The sequence below is a fragment of the Streptomyces griseoruber genome, assembly GCF_001514205.1.
Taxonomy (GTDB): Bacteria; Actinomycetota; Actinomycetes; order Streptomycetales; family Streptomycetaceae; genus Streptomyces; species Streptomyces griseoruber.
Map to the genome: position 1 here is coordinate 1 of NZ_KQ948800.1, position 17970 is coordinate 17970.

At 71.4% G+C, this 17970-nt stretch carries 13 protein-coding genes; 2 read left to right on the forward strand and 11 right to left on the reverse strand.

Annotated elements, in window-relative coordinates; all coding sequences use genetic code 11:
- Together AQJ64_RS44135 and AQJ64_RS44140 are read right to left on the reverse strand one after the other, a co-directional pair.
- Window positions 1–562: maltotransferase domain-containing protein (locus tag AQJ64_RS44135; protein WP_159060356.1), on the reverse strand; the 562-nt coding region annotated here is incomplete at its 3' end.
- Window positions 563–747: 185 nt separating this feature from the next.
- Window positions 748–1950 (reverse strand): S8 family peptidase, encoded by a 1203-nt coding sequence (locus tag AQJ64_RS44140; RefSeq protein ID WP_059203548.1) that lies wholly within the window; start codon window positions 1948–1950, stop codon window positions 748–750.
- 252 nt (window positions 1951–2202) lie between these two features.
- On the opposite strand from AQJ64_RS44140, the gene glgP reads away from it, so the two are divergent.
- Window positions 2203–4827 carry an alpha-glucan family phosphorylase gene (glgP, locus tag AQJ64_RS44145; protein WP_059203549.1) on the forward strand — a complete coding sequence of 875 codons (2625 nt, stop codon included), beginning with the start codon at window positions 2203–2205 and terminating at the stop codon, window positions 4825–4827.
- A gap of 825 nt (window positions 4828–5652) precedes the next feature.
- On the opposite strand, the gene AQJ64_RS44150 is transcribed toward glgP, so the two are convergent.
- A complete protein-coding gene (locus AQJ64_RS44150) occupies window positions 5653–5844 on the reverse strand; it encodes a DUF397 domain-containing protein (RefSeq protein ID WP_055638218.1) in 192 nt (63 codons plus the stop codon).
- An 11-nt stretch (window positions 5845–5855) separates the two neighbouring features.
- A complete protein-coding gene (locus AQJ64_RS44155; protein ID WP_055638219.1) occupies window positions 5856–6710 on the reverse strand; it encodes a helix-turn-helix domain-containing protein in 855 nt (284 codons plus the stop codon).
- Between the two features lie 146 nt (window positions 6711–6856).
- On the opposite strand from AQJ64_RS44155, the gene AQJ64_RS44160 reads away from it, so the two are divergent.
- A complete protein-coding gene (locus tag AQJ64_RS44160) occupies window positions 6857–7285 on the forward strand; it encodes an ATP-binding protein (protein WP_059203550.1) in 429 nt (142 codons plus the stop codon).
- Between the two features lie 23 nt (window positions 7286–7308).
- On the opposite strand, the gene AQJ64_RS44165 is transcribed toward AQJ64_RS44160, so the two are convergent.
- The 7 genes from AQJ64_RS44165 to AQJ64_RS44195 all read right to left on the reverse strand — a co-directional run bounded on the left by AQJ64_RS44165 (window position 7309) and on the right by AQJ64_RS44195 (window position 17959).
- Entirely contained in the window at window positions 7309–7830 is a 522-nt protein-coding gene (locus tag AQJ64_RS44165; RefSeq protein ID WP_059203551.1) for a DUF1990 domain-containing protein, read from the reverse strand.
- A gap of 80 nt (window positions 7831–7910) precedes the next feature.
- Window positions 7911–9572, reverse strand: a complete 1662-nt coding sequence (locus tag AQJ64_RS44170; protein ID WP_059203552.1) for a M4 family metallopeptidase — start codon at window positions 9570–9572, stop codon at window positions 7911–7913.
- A gap of 290 nt (window positions 9573–9862) precedes the next feature.
- Window positions 9863–11896, reverse strand: a complete 2034-nt coding sequence (locus AQJ64_RS44175; protein WP_055632396.1) for a M4 family metallopeptidase — start codon at window positions 11894–11896, stop codon at window positions 9863–9865.
- 177 nt (window positions 11897–12073) lie between these two features.
- Window positions 12074–13933, reverse strand: a complete 1860-nt coding sequence (locus AQJ64_RS44180) for an ABC transporter ATP-binding protein (protein WP_055632397.1) — start codon at window positions 13931–13933, stop codon at window positions 12074–12076.
- A complete protein-coding gene (locus AQJ64_RS44185) occupies window positions 13930–16185 on the reverse strand; it encodes an ABC transporter ATP-binding protein (RefSeq protein ID WP_055632398.1) in 2256 nt (751 codons plus the stop codon). The genes AQJ64_RS44180 and AQJ64_RS44185 overlap by 4 nt, the downstream gene beginning before the upstream one ends.
- Window positions 16186–16363: 178 nt before the next feature.
- Window positions 16364–16867 carry an ATP-binding protein gene (locus AQJ64_RS44190; RefSeq protein WP_055632399.1) on the reverse strand — a complete coding sequence of 168 codons (504 nt, stop codon included), beginning with the start codon at window positions 16865–16867 and terminating at the stop codon, window positions 16364–16366.
- Between the two features lie 324 nt (window positions 16868–17191).
- Window positions 17192–17959 (reverse strand): enoyl-CoA hydratase/isomerase family protein, encoded by a 768-nt coding sequence (locus AQJ64_RS44195; RefSeq protein ID WP_055632400.1) that lies wholly within the window; start codon window positions 17957–17959, stop codon window positions 17192–17194.
- Between the last annotated feature and the right edge of the window lie 11 nt (window positions 17960–17970).

Here is a 17970-nt window from a genome sequence, read left to right on the forward strand (position 1 = left end):
AGGCCGGCGGGCGGGTCTCGTCGCGCAGCGCGGCGACGGCGCCGCGCAGTACGGCGCGTTTCCCACCCCCCTTGGCCACACCGGCCACCGCGCGCTCGTACAGCCGGGCGCCTTCCTCCAGGACCAGCTCGGTGTCCATCCCCGCGGGGATCTTGATCTGTGCGTGGTGCCGCCAGGTGGCGACCGGATCGCCCCAGGCCTCCACCTGGTACGTCCAGTGGCCCGGCGCGTCCGGGGTGACGTCGGCGCCCCAGCGGTCCGTGCCCGGGGCGAGTTCACGCATCGGGGTCCAGGGGCCGGGCCGGCCCTCGGGGTCCCTCAGGACGACATTGGCGGCGACGGCGTCATGGCCTTCGCGGAACACCGTCGCCGAGATCTCGAAGGTCTCACCGGTGACGGCCTTGGCGGGCCGGCGCCCCTGTTGGACCAGCGGGCGGACGTCGAGGACCGGGATGCGCCCGACGGCGGTGGGCCCGGGCGGCGCCGCTGTGGAGGCGTGGGTGGCCTCGGCGCGGGGGGTACGGGGTGTCGGGGGTGATGACGAGTGGTGCGTGGCGGGCATGACCGCTCCTGTCCGCATCAACGAGGGTGGGCGGAGGGATGTGGGGTCCAGTACCGGGGGAGCCTTCCCACCCTGATCGGGTGCGCATTCCGGCACTTTGTTAACTACTCGCGCGTATGTCTACGCACAAGACCGGCCCCGTTCGCGGCCTCGGCGGGCGCGGGGGAGCCGGTCGTGGTGGTCCGTCACTTGGCAGGGGGCACCTGGAGGAGTTTGTCCGGCGAACCGGCTCCCCGGCCGGATATCTTCCCGTTCACGGCGTCCGCGACCAGCGCCCGGGCCACCTGTGCCGGTGTGGCTTTCGGGTGACCGGCGAGGTACAGCGCGGCCGCTCCCGCGGCGTGCGGCGCCGCCATCGACGTACCCGACCGGGTGGCGCGGCCGGTGTCACCCGTGGACGACGCGGAGGTGATCGACACCCCCGGGGCGAACAGGTCGAGGGCCGAGCCGTAGTCGGAGAACGCGGCCCGGGCGTCCCCCCGGTCGGTGGCGCCCACGGTGACGGCCTCCCGGACGTCGGCCGGGGACTCCAGGGCGGCGGCGCGGCCCCCGTTGCCGGCCGCGACGACATAGGTGACACCGGATCTGATGGAGGCGCGCACGGCCGCGTCGAGCTGGGCGTTGTACGAGCCGCCCAGGCTGAGATTGGCGACGGCCGGCTTGCGGGCGTGCCGGGTGACCCAGTCGATGCCGGCGATGGCCTGGGCGGTGGTGCCGGCGCCCGCGTCGTCCAGGACGCGTACGGCGACGACCTTCGCCTTCCCCGCGACACCGAAGGTCCGGCCCGCGACGATGCCGGCGACATGGGTGCCGTGGCCGTTGCCGTCGGGGGCGGCGCGGTCGCCGCCGACGAAGTCCCAGCCGTAGCTCGCGCGCCCGCCGAAGTCGGCGTGGCTGATCCGGATCCCGGTGTCGATGACGTACACGGTCACCCCGGCGCCCCCGGATCCGGACGCCCGGTAGCCGCCGTCCAGCGGCAGATCCGGCTGGTCCACCCGGTCCAGCCCCCAGGACGGCGGGTTCCGCACGGCGTCCACCGTCACCTCGGTGTCCTGGACGACCGAGGCGACCGAGGGGTCGGCCGCGAGCCGCCGGGCCTGTCCCGCGTCCGCGTGCACGGCGAAGCCGTTGAGGACCGTGCCGTAGGTGTGGCTGATTCTCACCCCATGGGAGATGACGAGGCGCCGGCCGGCGTCCGAGGACGCCCGGGTGTCCCCCTTCAGCGTCACGAGATAGCTCCCGCCGACGGACCCGGGCCGGCCGGCGCCGACGACTCTCCCCTCCGGTACGGCCTGCGCGGGCGGACTCGCGGCCGACAGGACCATGGCCGTGACGACCGCGGTCAGGCTCCCCGCCCGGCGCAGACGCCGGGTGTGCGTCCGTGCCATGGTTCGCGTTCCCCTCCTCGACTCGGCGGACGCCGGACCGGGTACGGCAACCGGGCGCGCCACTGGGCAGCCTCTCGTGCGGGGTGGAGGGTCACAAGGTGGCCTAGGGGGGTGAATCGGCCATATCGCCGTTTGCGTGATCCGGCCCGTCCAGCCTTCGGCAGGGGCGAGGACAACACCGGTACGGTGCAGGATGACCGGACGTACACAGCCGTACGTCCATCCAGCGAACGCGCTACGCCGAGGTGGAATGTGAAGGCGATCCGTCGATTCACCGTCCGACCCCTTCTCCCCGAACCCCTCCGGCCGCTCACTGACCTGGCCCGCAATCTGCGCTGGTCATGGCACGCGGACACCCGTGAACTCTTCCAGTCCGTCGATCCCGAACGCTGGGCCACCTCGGACGGGGACCCGGTACGGCTGCTCGGCGGCGTACGGCCGGAGCGCCTCGCCGAACTGGCCGAGGACCGCCGGTTCCTGCGCCGGCTGACCGCCGCCGCCGACGAACTGCACGACTATCTGACCGGCGACCGCTGGTACCAGACCCGGCCCACCGCCGCCGAACTCCCCGCCGCCGTCGCCTACTTCTCGCCCGAGTTCGGCATCACGGCCGCTCTGCCCCAGTACTCCGGCGGCCTCGGCATCCTCGCCGGCGACCATCTGAAGGCGGCCAGCGATCTCGGCGTCCCGCTGATCGGCGTGGGGCTGCTGTACCGGCACGGCTACTTCCGCCAGACCCTCTCCCGCGACGGCTGGCAGCAGGAGCACTATCCCGTCCTCGACCCCAACGAACTGCCGCTGAGCCTGCTGCGGGAGCAGGACGGCACCCCCGCCCGGATCTCCCTCGCCCTGCCCGCCGGCCGGCAGCTGCACGCCCGGATCTGGCTGGCCCGGGTCGGCCGGGTGCCCCTGCTGATGCTCGACTCCGACGTCGAGGAGAACGACCTCGGCGAACGCGGGGTGACCGACCGGCTCTACGGCGGCGGCAGCGAGCACCGGCTGCTCCAGGAGATGCTGCTCGGCATAGGAGGTGTCCGGGCGGTACGGACGTACTGCCGGCTCACCGGGCACGCCCCGCCCGAGGTGTTCCACACCAACGAGGGGCACGCGGGCTTCCTCGGCCTGGAACGCATCGCCGAACTCGGCGACGACGGCCTGGACTTCGACTCCGCACTGGAGGCGGTCCGCGCGGGAACCGTCTTCACCACCCACACCCCCGTCCCGGCCGGTATCGACCGCTTCGACCGCGAGCTGGTCGCCCGCCACTTCGGCCCCGACGCCGAACTCCCGCGCATGGACGTCGACCGCATCCTGCGCCTGGGCATGGAGACCTACCCCGGCGGCGAACCGAACCTCTTCAACATGGCCGTGATGGGCCTCAGGCTCGCCCAGCGGGCCAACGGGGTGTCCCTGCTGCACGGCCAGGTCAGCCGGGGGATGTTCGCCGGCCTGTGGCCCGGCTTCGACCCCGACGAGGTGCCGATCACCTCCGTCACCAACGGCGTGCACGCCCCGACCTGGGTGGCCCCCGAGGTGCTGCGGCTCGGCGCGCGCCAGGTGGGCGCCCAGCGCGCCGAGGACGCGCTGGCCGTCGGCGACGGCGACCGCTGGGACGTCGTCTCCGGCGTCTCCGACCAGAGCATCTGGGACCTGCGGCGCGTCCTGCGCGAGCAGTTGGTGGTGGAGGTGCGCAAGCGGCTGCGGGCCTCCTGGCGCCAGCGCGGCGCGGGCACCGCCGAGCTGGGCTGGATCGACGGGGTCCTGGACCCCGACGTCCTCACCATCGGATTCGCGCGCCGTGTCCCGTCGTACAAGCGCCTCACCCTCATGCTGCGCGACCGCGACCGGCTGATGGAACTGCTGCTGCACCCGACCCACCCGATCCAGATCGTGGTCGCGGGCAAGGCGCATCCGGCGGACGACGGCGGCAAACGCCTGGTCCAGGAGCTGGTCCGGTTCGCCGACGACCCCCGGGTCCGCCACCGCATCGTCTTCCTCCCCGACTACGGCATGGCGATGGCGCAGAAGCTGTACCCCGGCTGCGACATCTGGCTCAACAACCCGCTGCGCCCCCTGGAGGCCTGCGGCACCTCCGGCATGAAGGCGGCGCTCAACGGCTGTCTCAACCTCTCCGTCCTGGACGGCTGGTGGGACGAGTGGTTCCAGCCCGACTTCGGCTGGGCGATCCCCACGGCGGACGGCGCCGGCACCGACCCCGACCACCGCGACGACATCGAGGCGGCGGCCCTGTACGACCTCCTCGAACAGCGCATCACGCCCCGCTTCTACGAGCGGGGCCGCGCCGGCCTGCCCGACCGCTGGATCGAGATGGTCCGCCAGACCCTCACCCTGCTCGGCCCGAAGGTCCTGGCCGGCCGCATGGTCCGCGAGTACGTCGACCGGCTCTACACCCCGGCCGCCCAGGCGCACCGCGCGATGAGCCCGGACACCGCCCGTGAACTGGCCGTCTGGAAGACACGGGTGCGCTCCGCCTGGCACGCGGTGACGGTCGACCACGTCGAGACGTCGGTCGCCACCACGACCGCCGAACTCGGCACGACACTGGCCCTGCGCGTCAGGGTGGGCCTCGGCGAACTCGCCCCCGAGGACGTCGAGGTGCAGGCGGTCTCCGGCCGGGTCGACGAGGAGGACCGCATCACGGACGCGTCCACCGTCCCCCTGAAGGCGGCCTCCGGCCCCGACCTGGAGGGCCGCTGGCTCTACGAGGGCCCCCTGTCCCTGGACCGCACCGGCCCCTACGGCTACACGGTCCGCATCCTCCCCTCCCACCGCCTCCTCGCCTCGGGCGCGGAACTCGGGGTGCTGGCGGTGCCGGGGGAGGACGGGGGGGAGGGGGCGGGGGTGTTGATGCGGTAACACGGCACCGGGGTGCGGGCGTTGGGCGGTCTTGGGCGGCTGCCCAACGCCGGGGCGGGCGTGCCGGAGTGCTGCCGTTCTGGGGCAAAAGCGGCGTGAACATGTTCACGTTTACTTGTCGAATCATGTGAATATCTTGTGCTTTTGTTTGGCAATGCTTTAGGACTTGCCCACTCGTGATCGTTTGAGTGGGGGGATTTCGTGCGTCCGGCGCGTCCGCTTGTTGTTGCTGTGGCCTTCGTGCTGGCCGGGACCGAGCAAGCCGCTCTCGCCGTGGGCCAGTCCACGGCCCTCGCTGCAGGGAAGGCTCCCGACCAACGCTGGGGTTCCGCCGCTGGGCGTAGCCATGCCACGTCCGCCGATGCGACGGACGCCGCGGCGAAGGGCGGTCGCGCCGGCGCGCTCACCGGGCGCGGAGAACTCCCGGCGGAGGGCTCCGACAGCGTCACGCGACTTCCCGCCACCGCGCGACGCCCAAGCCCAGTAAGGCAGTTGAGGTCCAGGCGCCTGGCACGGCGACACCGCAGGGCTTCGATGCCAAGCGCAGCAAGGAGATGGCGAGCGAGCGCGCGGAGCGGGAACGCACCTACCTCAACCCGGACGGCACCTACACCACCCGCTTCTACACCGAGCCGGTCAACTTCCGTGCGAAGGACGGCCGGTGGAAGTCGATAGACACCACCCTCGTGCCCCGCGAGGAGCCGGGCCCGAGCACGATGAGCGTGGGTGTGAGGGCTGGGAGACGTCCTCGACGGAGGCACAGATCGAATTCGGCGGTACGGCCGATGAGAAAGGCTGCGGCGTGGTGTCCCGTACCTGCCCCCTCTACAGCTGTTCCGAGGCGGCGCCCTTGATGCCGCGTATCAGGGCGTGCAGGCCGGATGTCGTTGTGGTGACGATGATGTCCGGCTCGTCGCTCTCGCGGAGGTGGAGGGAGCCGGTGGGGGAGGCGGCGACGGTGACGCAGTTCGAACTGTCCCCGCTGTACGAGGACTTCTGCCAGTGGAGAGTGTGCACGTCGGTGCCTTTCAGATGTCTTGGGCGAGGCGGTTGATGAAGTCGCGTGACCTGGCCGGGGGTAGTGCGTAGGTCTCCATGTGGTCCAGAACGGCACGGTACTTGGTGAGCTGTGCCTCGGAGTCGAGAAACCCGCAGCCGCCGTGGTGGGTGTCCAACTGCACGGTGTCGAGTTGACGTACAGGACCCTCGACGTAGTCGAAGGACTGCCCGGTGCTCGGGAAGTTCTCCGTGCCGAACGGGATCACCCTGACCGTGACATGCGGCAACTCGCTCATTTCGACCAGGTGCTTGAGCTGGCCGAAGGCGACGTGCGGGCCGCCGAAACCCATCCGCAGGGCCGACTCGTGGATGAACGCCGAGTACGGGGGAGGGGTTTCCCGGTCCAGGATGCCCTGCCGTCTGATCCGGTGGGTGAGACGGTGTTCGATCTCGTACTGCCGCATGGGCGGCACCACCGCTCGGAAGAGGGCACGGGCGTGGTCCGTGGTCTGGAGCAGCGCGGGGATGTGGGTCACGAGAGCCACTCGCAGTCCCGTCGCGTGATGTTCCAGTTCGGCCAGGTCGACCAGGGCGGCGGGCAGGTGTTCGCGGTATGGCTCCCACCAGCCGGAAGCCCGCCGCCCGGTGAAGTCGGTCAGGGCGTCCACGAGTGCCTCGTCGAAACAGGCGTACGCCGACGCCATGGTGCGCACCCGGTCGGCGCTGAGGGAACTGCGTCCGGTCTCGATCATGCTGACGCGTCCCTGGTTGACGCCGAGCAACCCGGCGGCGCCGGTGACGCTGAAGCCGGCTTGTTCGCGCAGTCTGCGCAGTTCGGCGCCCAGTCGCCGCTGGCGCAGGGTGGGGTTGCCGGTGGGCGGCAAGACGCCTCCTTCCGTACGGCACCGCGGTGCCTCTCGTACCCCACACGAGGTAACTGCAGGTACATCTCCCTAGATTGGGAGATGTATCATCCGGCGGCCCTCTAGCGTGGTTCTTCCAAGGAATCCCCTACCCTCGGAGGTCCCCCATGGTCACCGTAACCCCGCCCAACACCTGGTCGTACGCCCTCCGTCTGCCGCATGACCCCAGAGCCGCACGTGTCGCACGTATGACCGTACGGGCGGTGCTCGGTGGGCATGGAAGACAGGAAGTGCTGGACACCGTCGAGCTGTTGACGTCCGAGTTGGTCGCGAACGCCTATCTGCACACCGAGGGGCCGGCCTCGCTGCGGCTGACCGCCGTGGGGGACGGGCGGCTCAGGGTGGGCGTCTGGGACAGCGACCCGCACATCCCCGCGCCCTTCGCCAAGCCTCCCGGGCACCGGCTGCCGCCCGCTCCGGCCGACGGGGAAGGAGGGCGCGGGCTGTACCTCGTACAGGAATACGCCGACTGGTGGGGCGGTTGGCCGCTCGGCGGGGGCGGGGGGAAGCTGTTGTGGTTCGAGGTCGGCGGGTGAGCCCCGGTCGGCCGGGGCTCCGCTCAGATCTTCGGTCCCTGCTCGCACAACCCCCGCAGCACCGTCCCGCACCGCCGCGCGTACGCCTGTTGCAGCCCCCGCGTCGCCGGGCCCGCCGCCCGGGCGTACCACTTGGCCGCGCGGCTGAAGGCCGAGACCGTCAGCCAGACCGTGCCGTCGCCGGTGCGGTCGACGAGGAAGGACTCCTCGCCGGACTCGGGGTGGCCGGCGAGGGTGCCGTAGGCCCAGCCGGCGCGGCGGTGTTCGTCGGCCGTCCATATGACCCGGCAGGGGGCCTTGATCAGGCCGGCCAGGGTGATCGTGACGTCCACGTCGGGGGCCGCGCGGTCGGCCGAGGTGGTGACGCCGATGCCCATCGCGCGGTGCATCTCCCACGTCATGACGGCCTCCGCCGCGCGCCGGAAGAGGTCGTGGCCCTCGCCGACACGGGTGCGCACGTGCAGGGCGTGGAAGCCGGGCGGGCAGAAGCCGGGGCGGTCGCGGGTCGCGCCGACGTCGTCGTAGGTGAAGTCCTTGGGCGGCATGGGAGGCATGGGAGACAAGGGTAGGGCGGTACCCGGGGATGCCTTCGTCCCGGGTACCGCCCTTGTCAGAACTTCAGGCCCTAGCTGACGTTGACCGCCGTCCAGGCCGCGGCGACCGCGGCGTACTCGGTGCTGCTGGAGCCGTACAGGGCCGACGCCGCGCTCAGGGTCGCCGTGCGGGCGCCCTTGTAGTTCGTCGTCGAGGTCATGTACGTCGTCAGCGCCTTGTACCAGATCTGGAGCGCCTTGGCGCGGCCGATGCCGGTGATCGTGGAGCTGTTGTACGTCGGCGAGTTGTAGGTCACGCCGTTGATCGTCTTCGAGCCGCTGCCCTCGGACAGCAGGTAGAAGAAGTGGTTCGCGACACCGGACGAGTAGTGGACGTCCTTGCTGCCGACGGAGGAGGACCAGTAGTCCGACGAGCCGCCGTCCTTGCTGGGCTTGTCCATGTAGCGCAGCGGGGTGCCGTCGCCGTTGATGTCGATCTTCTCGCCGATGAGGTAGTCACCGGGGTCGTTGGAGTTGGCCGCGTAGAACTCCACGCCCGTGCCGAAGATGTCCGAGGTGGCCTCGTTGAGGCCGCCGGACTCACCGCTGTAGTTGAGGCCCGCGGTGTTGGCGGTGACGCCGTGGCTCATCTCGTGGCCGGCCACGTCCAGCGAGGTCAGCGGGTTGACGTTGCCCTCGCCGTCGCCGTACGTCATGCAGAAGCAGCTGTCGTCCCAGAACGCGTTGACGTACGCGTTGCCGTAGTGGACGCGGGAGTAGGCGGCCACGCCGTTGTTCTTGATGCCGCTGCGGCCGAAGGTGTTCTTGTAGAAGTCCCAGGTCACCTGGGCGCCGTAGGCGGCGTCGACGGCGGCGGTCTGGTCGGTGGTGGAGCTGGAGGCCGCGCCGGTGCCCCAGGTGTCGTCGGCGTCGGTGAACAGGGTGCCCGCCGAGGAGGACGTGCCGTGCGCCTTGTTGTACGTCTTGTGGCTGCCCCGGGTGCCGTCGGTCAGCTGGTACGTCGAGCCCGACAGCGTGGTGTTCAGGCTGACGGTGCCGGAGTACAGGCTCTTGCCGGTGCCGGTCTCGATGCCCTGGTACTCGTAGAGCTTCTTGCCGGTGGCCGCGTCGGTGATGACGTGCAGCTCGTTCGGGGTGCCGTCGTCCTGGAGACCGCCGACGACCGTCTCGTAGGCGAGGACCGGCTTGCTGCCGTTGCCCGCCCAGATCACCTTGCGCGGCGCGCTGTCGGCGGTGGTCTTGGCCGAGCCGGCGTCCTTGGCGAGGGCCACGGCCTGCTTCTCCGCCTTGGCGGCGGTGACGACCGCCTTGAGCGAGGCGACCTTGATGGTGGTCTTCGTCGCCTTGGTGACGCCCTTGTTCACGCCCGCGGCCGACTCGTGGACGACCAGGTCGCCGCCGAGCACCGGCAGGCCCGCGTAGGTCCGCTCGTAGCGCGTGTGGACGGTGCCGTCGGCGTCCTTGACGACGTCCCGGACGACCAGCTTCTCCTTGGTGCCGAGGCCTATCTCCTGGGCCGTCTCGGTGGCGTCGGCCTGCTTGTCCTTGATCAGGGCGGTGCGGGCGGAGGCGGAGAGCGCGGTCGGCGCGGCGAGCGGCTTGGCGGCGGCGTCCGAGGCGGTCGGGGCGGCCACGGCACCGGAGGTCAGGCCGGTGGTGACCAGGGCGCCGGCCGCGACCGCGGTGGCGATCGCCAGGGTGGTGCGCTGGTGACGCGCGTAGAGGGAGGTCACACAAGCTCCTTGGGTGTGGGGGTGCCCGGACGGCGTGGGGATGCTGTCCGAAGCTGTGGTGAAGTTGTGCGGCGGTTGCCAGGAAGCCTCGCATCAAGGTCGCGTACATGTCAGGACCCCTCTGTGATGTTGGCTGAAAATCGACGAACCGATGAACATTGCCGGAATGTAAACGGGGTTGACCTCGGTAAAAGGCCAACAGGTGAGGGGCAATCGACTGGCAAAAAGGAGGGCGCCGCCCCGGGGTGCGAACCCCTGGAGCGGCGCCCTGTGAGCTTCCTGTCGGCGACCTACGGGAAGGTCAGCTTCCAGCTGTTGATGTAGCCGGTGTCGGCGGCCGCGTTGTCCTGGACCCTCAACTGCCAGACACCGTTGGCGACCTCGGAGGAGGCGTTCACCGTGTACGTGGTGCTGAGGTTGTCCGTGCTGCCGCCGGTGCCGTACGCCTTCAGCGTGTACGCCGTGCCGTCGGGGGCGACCAGCTGCACCTGGAGGTCGCCGATGTAGGTGTGGACGATGTCCACCCCGACCTGGAGGTTCGAGGGCGCGTTGCCCGTCCGGCCGGAGACGGTGATCGACGAGGTGACCGCCGCGCCGTTGTCCGGAATCGATACGTCGGCGGTGTTCTCGAACGAGGTGCCACCGCCCCCTCCGCCACCCGGCCGTGAGCCGACCGCGACGCCCGCCCAGGCGTTTGCCACCGCGGTGTACTCGGCGCTCGTCGTGCCGTACAGCTCACCCGCCGCCGCGAGGGTGCCGGTGCGGGCGCCCGCGTAGTTGGTGGTCGAGGTGAACTTCGTGCTCAGCGCGCGGAACCAGATCTTCTCCGCCTTGTCCCGGCCGATGCCGGTGACCGCGAGACCGTCCGCCGTGGGCGAGTTGTAGGTGACACCGTTGATCGTCTTGGTGCCACTGCCCTCGGACAGCAGATAGAAGAAGTGGTTCGCCGGGCCGGACGAGTAGTGCACGTCGATCGAGCCGATGCCCGAGTACCAGCTGTCCTTCGACGCGCCGTCCTTGCTGGGCTTGTCCATGTACCGCAGCGGCGAGCCGTCGCCGTTGATGTCGATCTCCTCGCCGATGAGGTAGTCACCGACGTCCGAGGAGTTGTTGGCGTAGAACTCCACGGCGGTGCCGAAGATGTCGGAGGTCGCCTCGTTCAACCCGCCGGACTCACCGCTGTAGTTGAGGCCCGCGGTGTTGGCCGTGACGCCGTGGCTCATCTCGTGGCCGGCCACGTCGATGGCGGTCAGCGGGTGGGTGTTGCCCGAGCCGTCGCCGTACGTCATGCAGAAGCAGCTGTCCTGCCAGAACGCGTTGACGTACGCGTTGCCGTAGTGGACCCGGGAGTACGCGGCCACGCCGTCGCCCCGGATGCCGGAACGGCCGTGCACGTTCTTGTAGTAGTCCCAGGTCAGCGCCGCGCCGTAGTGGGCGTCGGCGCCCGCGGTCTCCGTGTTGGACGCCGCGCCGTTGCCCCAGACGTCGTCGGGGCCGGAGAACAGCGTGCCGGTGCCGGAGGTGCCCCGGTTGAGGTTGTACGTCTTGTGGCCGCCGCGCCCGCCGTCGGTGAGGTTGTACGTCGACCCGGACTGCGTCGTGCCCAGCGTCACCGTGCCGCTGTACATGGTGTTGCCCGTGCCGGTCTCGACGCCCTGGTACTCGTAGAGCTTCTGGCCGGTGGTGGCGTCGGTGATGACGTGCAGCTCGTTCGGGGTGCCGTCCTCCTGGAGGCCGCCGACGACCGTCTCGTACGCCAGGACCGGAGTGCCGTTCGCCGCCCAGATCACCTTGCGCGGCGCGCGGTTCGTGTCCGCGCCCGCCGCGCCGTCGGCCTTCGCCAGGGTCAGCGCCTGCTTCTCCGCCTTGGCCGCGGTGACGGTGGGCGTGAGCGAGGCGACCTTGATGGTGGCGCGCGTCGCCTTGACCACGCCCTCGGTCGCGCCCGACTTCGCCGTGTCGACGACCAGGTCGCCGCCCAGCACCGGCAGGCCGGCGTAGGTGCGCTCGTAGCGGGTGTGGACCGTGCCGTCGGCGTCCTTGACGACGTCCCGGACGACCAGCGCCTCCTTGGCGCCCAGGCCCAGTTCCTTCGCGGTGGCCGCCTTCTGGGCGTCGGCCGTGCGGATCAGCTCGGCGCGCTGGGCGGGGGTGAGCTTGACGGACTCGGCGCCCGTCGGCTTCGGGGCCCGCTCCGGGGCGGCGGTCGCGGCGCCGGACTGCACGGCGGCGGCGATCAGTGCGCAGACGCCGACCAGGGCGACGGCGGCGGTCTTGCGGTATGCGGTGTGGGGGGTGCGTCTGCGAGAGGAAGTGCTTCTCACCACTGACTCCTTCTGCTGGACACGACAAAGGCGGTACGCAGAACGGTTTTGCTGTGGGGTTGCTGTGGAGTAGCAGTGGGAAGAGTGGCAGGGGATTGCGCTGTCTGTCAGGAGCGCGTCAGGAAGTTGGCCGGAAAAGGTCCGTTGTCCGGGGGCGCGTGTTCGATATACGGACGATCAGGCCAGGCTGTCCCGCCAGGCCCGGTGCAGGTCCGCGAAACGGCCCGTGCCCGCGATGAGGTCGGCGGGCGCGCCGTCCTCGACGATCCGTCCGTGCTCCATCACCAGCACCCGGTCGGCGATCTCCACCGTCGACAGCCGGTGCGCGATCACCACCGCCGTACGGCCCTTCAGCACCGTGGCCATCGCGGCCTGCACGGCCCGCTCCCCGGGGATGTCCAGCGAGCTGGTCGCCTCGTCCAGGATCAGCACCGCCGGATCCGCGAGCAACGCCCGCGCGAACGCCACGAGTTGCCGCTGACCCGCGGAGATACGACCGCCCCGCTTGCGGACGTCGGTGTCGTAGCCGTCGGGCAGCGCGCTGATGAACTCATGCGCGCCGATCGCCTTCGCCGCCCGCTCGATCTCCTCCCGGGTCGCGTCCGGGCGCCCGATGGCGATGTTCTCGGCGACCGTGCCGGAGAACAGGAACGCCTCCTGCGTCACCATGACCACCCCGCGCCGCAGCTCGGGCACGGCGAGCTCACGCAGATCGACCCCGTCGAGCAGCACCCGCCCGCCCGACGGGTCGTAGAAGCGGGCCAGCAGCTTGGCCAGGGTGGACTTGCCCGCGCCGGTGGAGCCGACGACGGCGACCGTCTGCCCGGCGGGCAGGGTGAGGGCGAAACGGGGCAGGACCTCCCCGCCGGTGCGGTAACCGAAGGACACCTCGTCGAACACGACCTCGCGGCCGGGCAGTTCGCCCCGGCGGGCGGGCAGCTCCGTCGGCACCGAGGGCTCGGGCACCGACGGCGTCTGCGCCAGCAGCCCCGCGATCTTCTCCAGCGAGGCCGCGGCCGACTGGTACGAGTTGAGGAACATGCCGAGCCGGTCGATCGGGTCGTACAGCCGCCGCAGGTACAGCACCGCCGCCGCCAGCACACCCAGCGCCAGCGTGCCGCCCGCCACCCGGTAGGCGCCCCACAGGACGATCAGCGCGACAGCCGTGTTGGCGACCACCCGCGAGCCGGTGACGTACCGGGCCATCTCCAGCAGGGCGTCGCCGTTCGTCCGCTCGTGGCGCCGGTTGAGGACCCGGAAGTCGGCGTCGTTGACGGCCTCGCGGCGGAAGGCGCGCACCGGCCGGATGCCGTTCATCGTCTCGACGAACTTCACGATCACGGCCGCGATCGCGGTGGACCGGGCGGTGAACACCCGCCCCGCGCGCCGCTGGTAGATCCGGACCAGCAGGTACAGCGGCACGAACGACGCCACCGCGACCGCGCCGAGCCCGAGGTCCAGCCAGAGCAGCATCGCCGAGATGTACAGGAAGGACAGCACCACGGTCACCAGCTCCTGGAGGCCCTCGCTGAGGAGCTCGCGCAGGGACTCCACATCCGTGGTGGAGCGGGAGATGAGCCGGCCCGAGGTGTAGCGCTCGTGGAAGTCGACGCTGAGGGCCTGCGCGTGCCGGAAGATACGGCCGCGCAGATCGAGCAGCACATCCTGGTTGACCCGGGCGGCCGCGATCAGGAACGCGTACTGGAGCGTGCCGGAGGCCAGCGCGCACACCAGATAGCCGACGGCCACCGCGATCAGCGGCCCGTCGTCGCCGGCCCGGAACGAGGGCACCGCGCGGTCGATGGCGTACGCCACCAGGAGCGGGCCCGCCTGCACGGCCGCCTGCTGGAGCAGCAGCAGGAGCGTGGTCAGCGCGACCCGCGCCCTCATGGGGGCGAGCAGGGAGCGCAGCAGGATGCCGGTGGCGCCGGGCGGGGTGGGCAGGACGTCCTTGTCGAAGGGGTCGTCGGCGGCCCGGACGGGCAGGTCCTGCGGCGGGTCCTCGGTGGTGGGGGACGAGGTGGCGGGGGCACTCATCGGTCGTCCTCCTGGCGGCCGTTCCCTGACATGAGGTGGGCGTACTCGGTGTTGGCGCGCAGCAGTTCCTGGTGGGTGCCGACGGCGGTGATCCGGCCCCCGGAGAGCAGGGCGACCCGGTCGGCCAGCAGCACGGTGGACGGGCGGTGGGCCACGATGAGCGCGGTGGTGTCGGCGAGGACCTGGCGCAGCGCGGCCTCCACGGCGGCCTCGGTGTGGACGTCCAGCGCGGACAGCGGGTCGTCGAGCACGAGGAAGCGCGGCTGTCCCACCACGGCTCTGGCCAGCGCCAGCCGCTGCCGCTGCCCGCCGGAGAGGCTGAGCCCCTGCTCGCCCACCTGGGTCGCGGTGCCCTGGGGCAGGGCGTGCACGAACTCGGCCTGGGCGACGCCGAGCGCCCTCTCCAGCTCGGCCGCGCCGGCCTGGTCGCCCGCCCCCATCAGCACGTTCTCCCCGACGCTCGCCGAGAACAGCGTCGGCTCCTCGAAGGCGACGGCGACCTTGGCGCGCAGTTCCTCGCGGGTCATCGCGGTGACGTCCTCGCCGTCGATGGTGATCCGTCCGGCGGTCACCTCGTGCAGCCGGGGGACGAGCGCGGTGAGGGTGGTCTTGCCGCTGCCGGTGGCACCCACGAGGGCCATGGACTCACCGGGCCGGATGTGCAGGTCGACACGGTCCAGGGTCGGGGGCGAGGCGGGATCGGCATCGGGATAACGGAACACGACCCCGACGAACCGAAGCCCGTCACCCGCCTTCCCGGCGTCCGCGCCCGAGTCGTCCGCGTTCCTGGCGTTCGCGCGCCTGGCGTCCGCGACCGTGGCGTCCGCGCGCCTGGCGCCCGTGCTCCCGTCACCCGCGCTTCCGGCTTCAGGGACCGTGGCGTCGGCGCGCCTGGCGCCCGTGCTCCCGCCACCCGCGCTTCCGGCTTCAGGGACCGTGGCGTCGGCGCGCCTTGCGTCGGCGGCCGTGGCGTCCGCGCGCTTGGCGTCCGCGACCGTGGCGGGCGTGCTCCCGTCACCCGCGCTCCCGTCACCCGCGCTCCCGTCACCCGGGCTTCCGGTGTCGGCGGCCGTGGCGTCCGCGCTCCCAGCGGTGGGACGCCTTGCGTCTGCGGCCCTGGCGTCCGCGACCGTGGCGCCCGCGCCGGTGTCGTCTCCGCCCCCGGCGTCCGTGACCCCAGGGTCCCCGCTCCCGGTGGCCGTGACCCCGGCGCCCGCGCCCCCGGCGTCCGCGGGGCGGCTCCCGGTGGATGTTTCCGACTCCGGTTCCTCGTCCATCACCTCGAAGTAGCGTTCGGTGGCCGTCGCCGCCTCCTGGCTCATCGCGAGCAGGAAGCCGATGGAGTCGACGGGCCAGCGCAGCGCGAGGGCCGTCGACAGGAAGGCGACCAGCGTGCCCGCGGACAGCTCGCCGTCCGCCACCTGGACGGTGCCCAGCACCAGTGCCGCCCCGATCGCCACCTCGGGCAGGGTCACGATGACGGCCCAGATCGTCGCCAGCAGCCGGGCCTTGCGCAGCTCCGTCCCGCGCAGGGTCGACGACAGCGTGCGGAAGGCCCGCGCCTGGCTGCGGTGCCGGCCGAACCCCTTGATGATCCGGATGCCGAGCACGCTCTCCTCGACGACCGTCGTCAGATCGCCGACCTGGTCCTGGGCGAGCCGCGCCACGACCGCGTACCGGTTCTCGAAGACCACGCACATCACCATGACGGGGAGGGCGGGGCCCAGGATCACCAGGCCGAGGGACCAGTCCTGGAGCAGCATGATGATCACGCCGGCCAGGATGGTCACCGCGTTGACCAGCAGGAACGTCAGCGGGAAGGCGAGGAACATCCGCAGCAGCATCAGATCGGTGGTGGCCCGGGACAGCAGCTGTCCCGAGGCCCACCGGTCGTGGAAGGCCACCGGCAGCCGCTGGAGATGCCCGTACAGCCCGGCCCGCATCTCCGCCTCGACATGCGAGAGTGGGCGCGCCACCAGCCAGCGCCGGAGCCCGAACAGCCCCGCCTCCAGGAGCCCGAGCAGCAGCAGGTACAGGGCCCCGAGCCAGACGCCCGCCGGGTCCCGGTCGGCGACCGGCCCGTCCACCATCCATTTCAGGACGAGCGGGATCACCAGCCCGACACAGGAGGCGACGACGGCCACGGACGCGGCGGTGAACAGCCGCACCCGCACCGGCCGCACATACGGCCACAAACGCAGCAACGTCCGCACCGCGGACCGGTCCTTGGTGGTTGCATGTGTCGTCGACATCACGAGCGAGCCTACGGATCGCCACTGACATCGCCCAACGGGTTTTGGCCGGTGCCCCGTCGGCCGCCGGTCCTACGACCTGCGCGTTCGAGGGGTCGTACCCCCTCGCGGGTGAATCTCGGGAGGGTGAAGGGGGTCGCGGGCAACCGCGGCCCCGGCCCGGACGGTCCCAGCCGGGTCAGCGGTCCGCGACGCGCATCTCGAACCATGTCGTCTTGCCGCGTGGCAGCAGGTCCACGCCCCAGCGGTCGGAGAGTTTGTCGACGAGGAAGAGGCCGCGGCCGCTGACGTCCAGTTCCTGGACCGGCATGAGGCAGGGCAGGCCGCGGGAGGGGTCGCGGACCTCGACGCGGATCCAGCCGCGGCGCCGGCGCAGCCGGAGGCCGAAGACACGGGCGCCGGTGTGGCGTACGGCGTTGCCGACGAGTTCGGAGACGAGGAGGACCGCGTCCTCGGTCATCTTGGGGGACAGTCCCCACTGGCGCAGCACGACGACCTGGGTGAGACGGCGGGCCGTGGCGGCGGACTCGGGGCGGGAGGGGAGCGGAACCTCACCCTCCGTCGGGTTGCCGAACAACTCCAGTGCCTTGAGCGCCCGTTCGTCCTCCACCGCAGGCGACCAGCGTGCCGCGGCCACACGCCCGTGCCCCCGCGGCTGTTCGACATCCTCCAGCCCCGCCATGCCCCCATCATGGCCGTCCGGAGCGTCCTCCGGGGCCGTTCCGGCGGAATACGCCCCCTGGGCGACCCCGTCGGACGGGGTGCCTCCGGAGGCTGCCGGGGGCGGTCCGGAGTCCGGCAAGGCCCCGTTGACCTGCGGTGACGGATCCTGTGCGGGCAATCGCCGGACTCCCTCGACAAGGCGGGCTCAGGGGCGACCCCAGGGTCCCATGAACCGCCCCAACGAGGGACCCGGACGGGGACATCCCGCCTGAGACGTCCCGTCAATCGTGGGAGATGGCAACCCTGTTCGAGGAGATCTGCCTCACAGGACCCGCCTCACCCCTCACAGGAACTTGGCCTTGCCCGGCCCTTCCTCGACGAAGCTCCGCATGCCGATCTCGCGGTCGGCGGTGGCGAACAGGCCCGCGAACCAGTTGCGCTCGACGGCGAGACCGGTGTCGATGTCCGTCTCCAGGCCGGTGTCGATCGACTCCTTCGCCGCCCGCAGCGCGAGCGCCGGGCCCTGGGCCAGCTTCGCGGCCCACGCGTGCGCCTGCGTGTACACCTCGGCCGCCGGGACCACCCGGTCCACCAGGCCCAGGGTCAGCGCCTCGTCCGCCTTCACCATCCGGCCGGTGAAGATGAGGTCCTTCGCCTTGGAGGGGCCGACCAGCCGGGCCAGCCGCTGGGTGCCGCCCGCGCCGGGGATCAGCCCGAGCAGGATCTCCGGCTGGCCCAGCTTGGCGTTGTCGGCCGCGATCCGGAAGTCCGCGCAGAGGGCGAGCTCGCAGCCGCCGCCCAGCGCGTAGCCCGTGACGGCCGCCACGACCGGCTTGGGGATCCGGGCCACCGCCGTGAAGGAGTCCTGCAGGGCGCGCGAGCGCAGGACCATCGCGGTGTGGTCCATGTCCTGCATCTCCTTGATGTCCGCGCCCGCCGCGAACACCTTCTCCCCGCCGTACACCACGACGGCGCGGACGTCGTCCCGGCGGGTCGCCTCCTCGGCCAGCTCCTTGAGCCGGTCCTGCGTGGCGACGTCCAGGGCGTTCATGGGCGGGCGGTCGAGGCGGATCGTGCCGACGCCTTCGGCGACTTCGAGATGAACGGTCATGGCAGCAGGTT

Excerpts from the sequence above, each read along its gene's own strand:
- AQJ64_RS44160 (WP_059203550.1), top strand. The coding sequence starts at position 6,857 with ATGGTCACCGTAACCCCGCCCAACACCTGGTCGTACGCCCTCCGTCTG.
- AQJ64_RS44190 (WP_055632399.1), bottom strand. The coding sequence starts at position 16,867 with ATGGCGGGGCTGGAGGATGTCGAACAGCCGCGGGGGCACGGGCGTGTG.
- AQJ64_RS44180 (WP_055632397.1), bottom strand. The coding sequence starts at position 13,933 with ATGAGTGCCCCCGCCACCTCGTCCCCCACCACCGAGGACCCGCCGCAG.
- AQJ64_RS44165 (WP_059203551.1), bottom strand. The coding sequence starts at position 7,830 with ATGCCGCCCAAGGACTTCACCTACGACGACGTCGGCGCGACCCGCGAC.
- AQJ64_RS44140 (WP_059203548.1), bottom strand. The coding sequence starts at position 1,950 with ATGGCACGGACGCACACCCGGCGTCTGCGCCGGGCGGGGAGCCTGACC.
- AQJ64_RS44195 (WP_055632400.1), bottom strand. The coding sequence starts at position 17,959 with ATGACCGTTCATCTCGAAGTCGCCGAAGGCGTCGGCACGATCCGCCTC.
- AQJ64_RS44185 (WP_055632398.1), bottom strand. The coding sequence starts at position 16,185 with ATGTCGACGACACATGCAACCACCAAGGACCGGTCCGCGGTGCGGACG.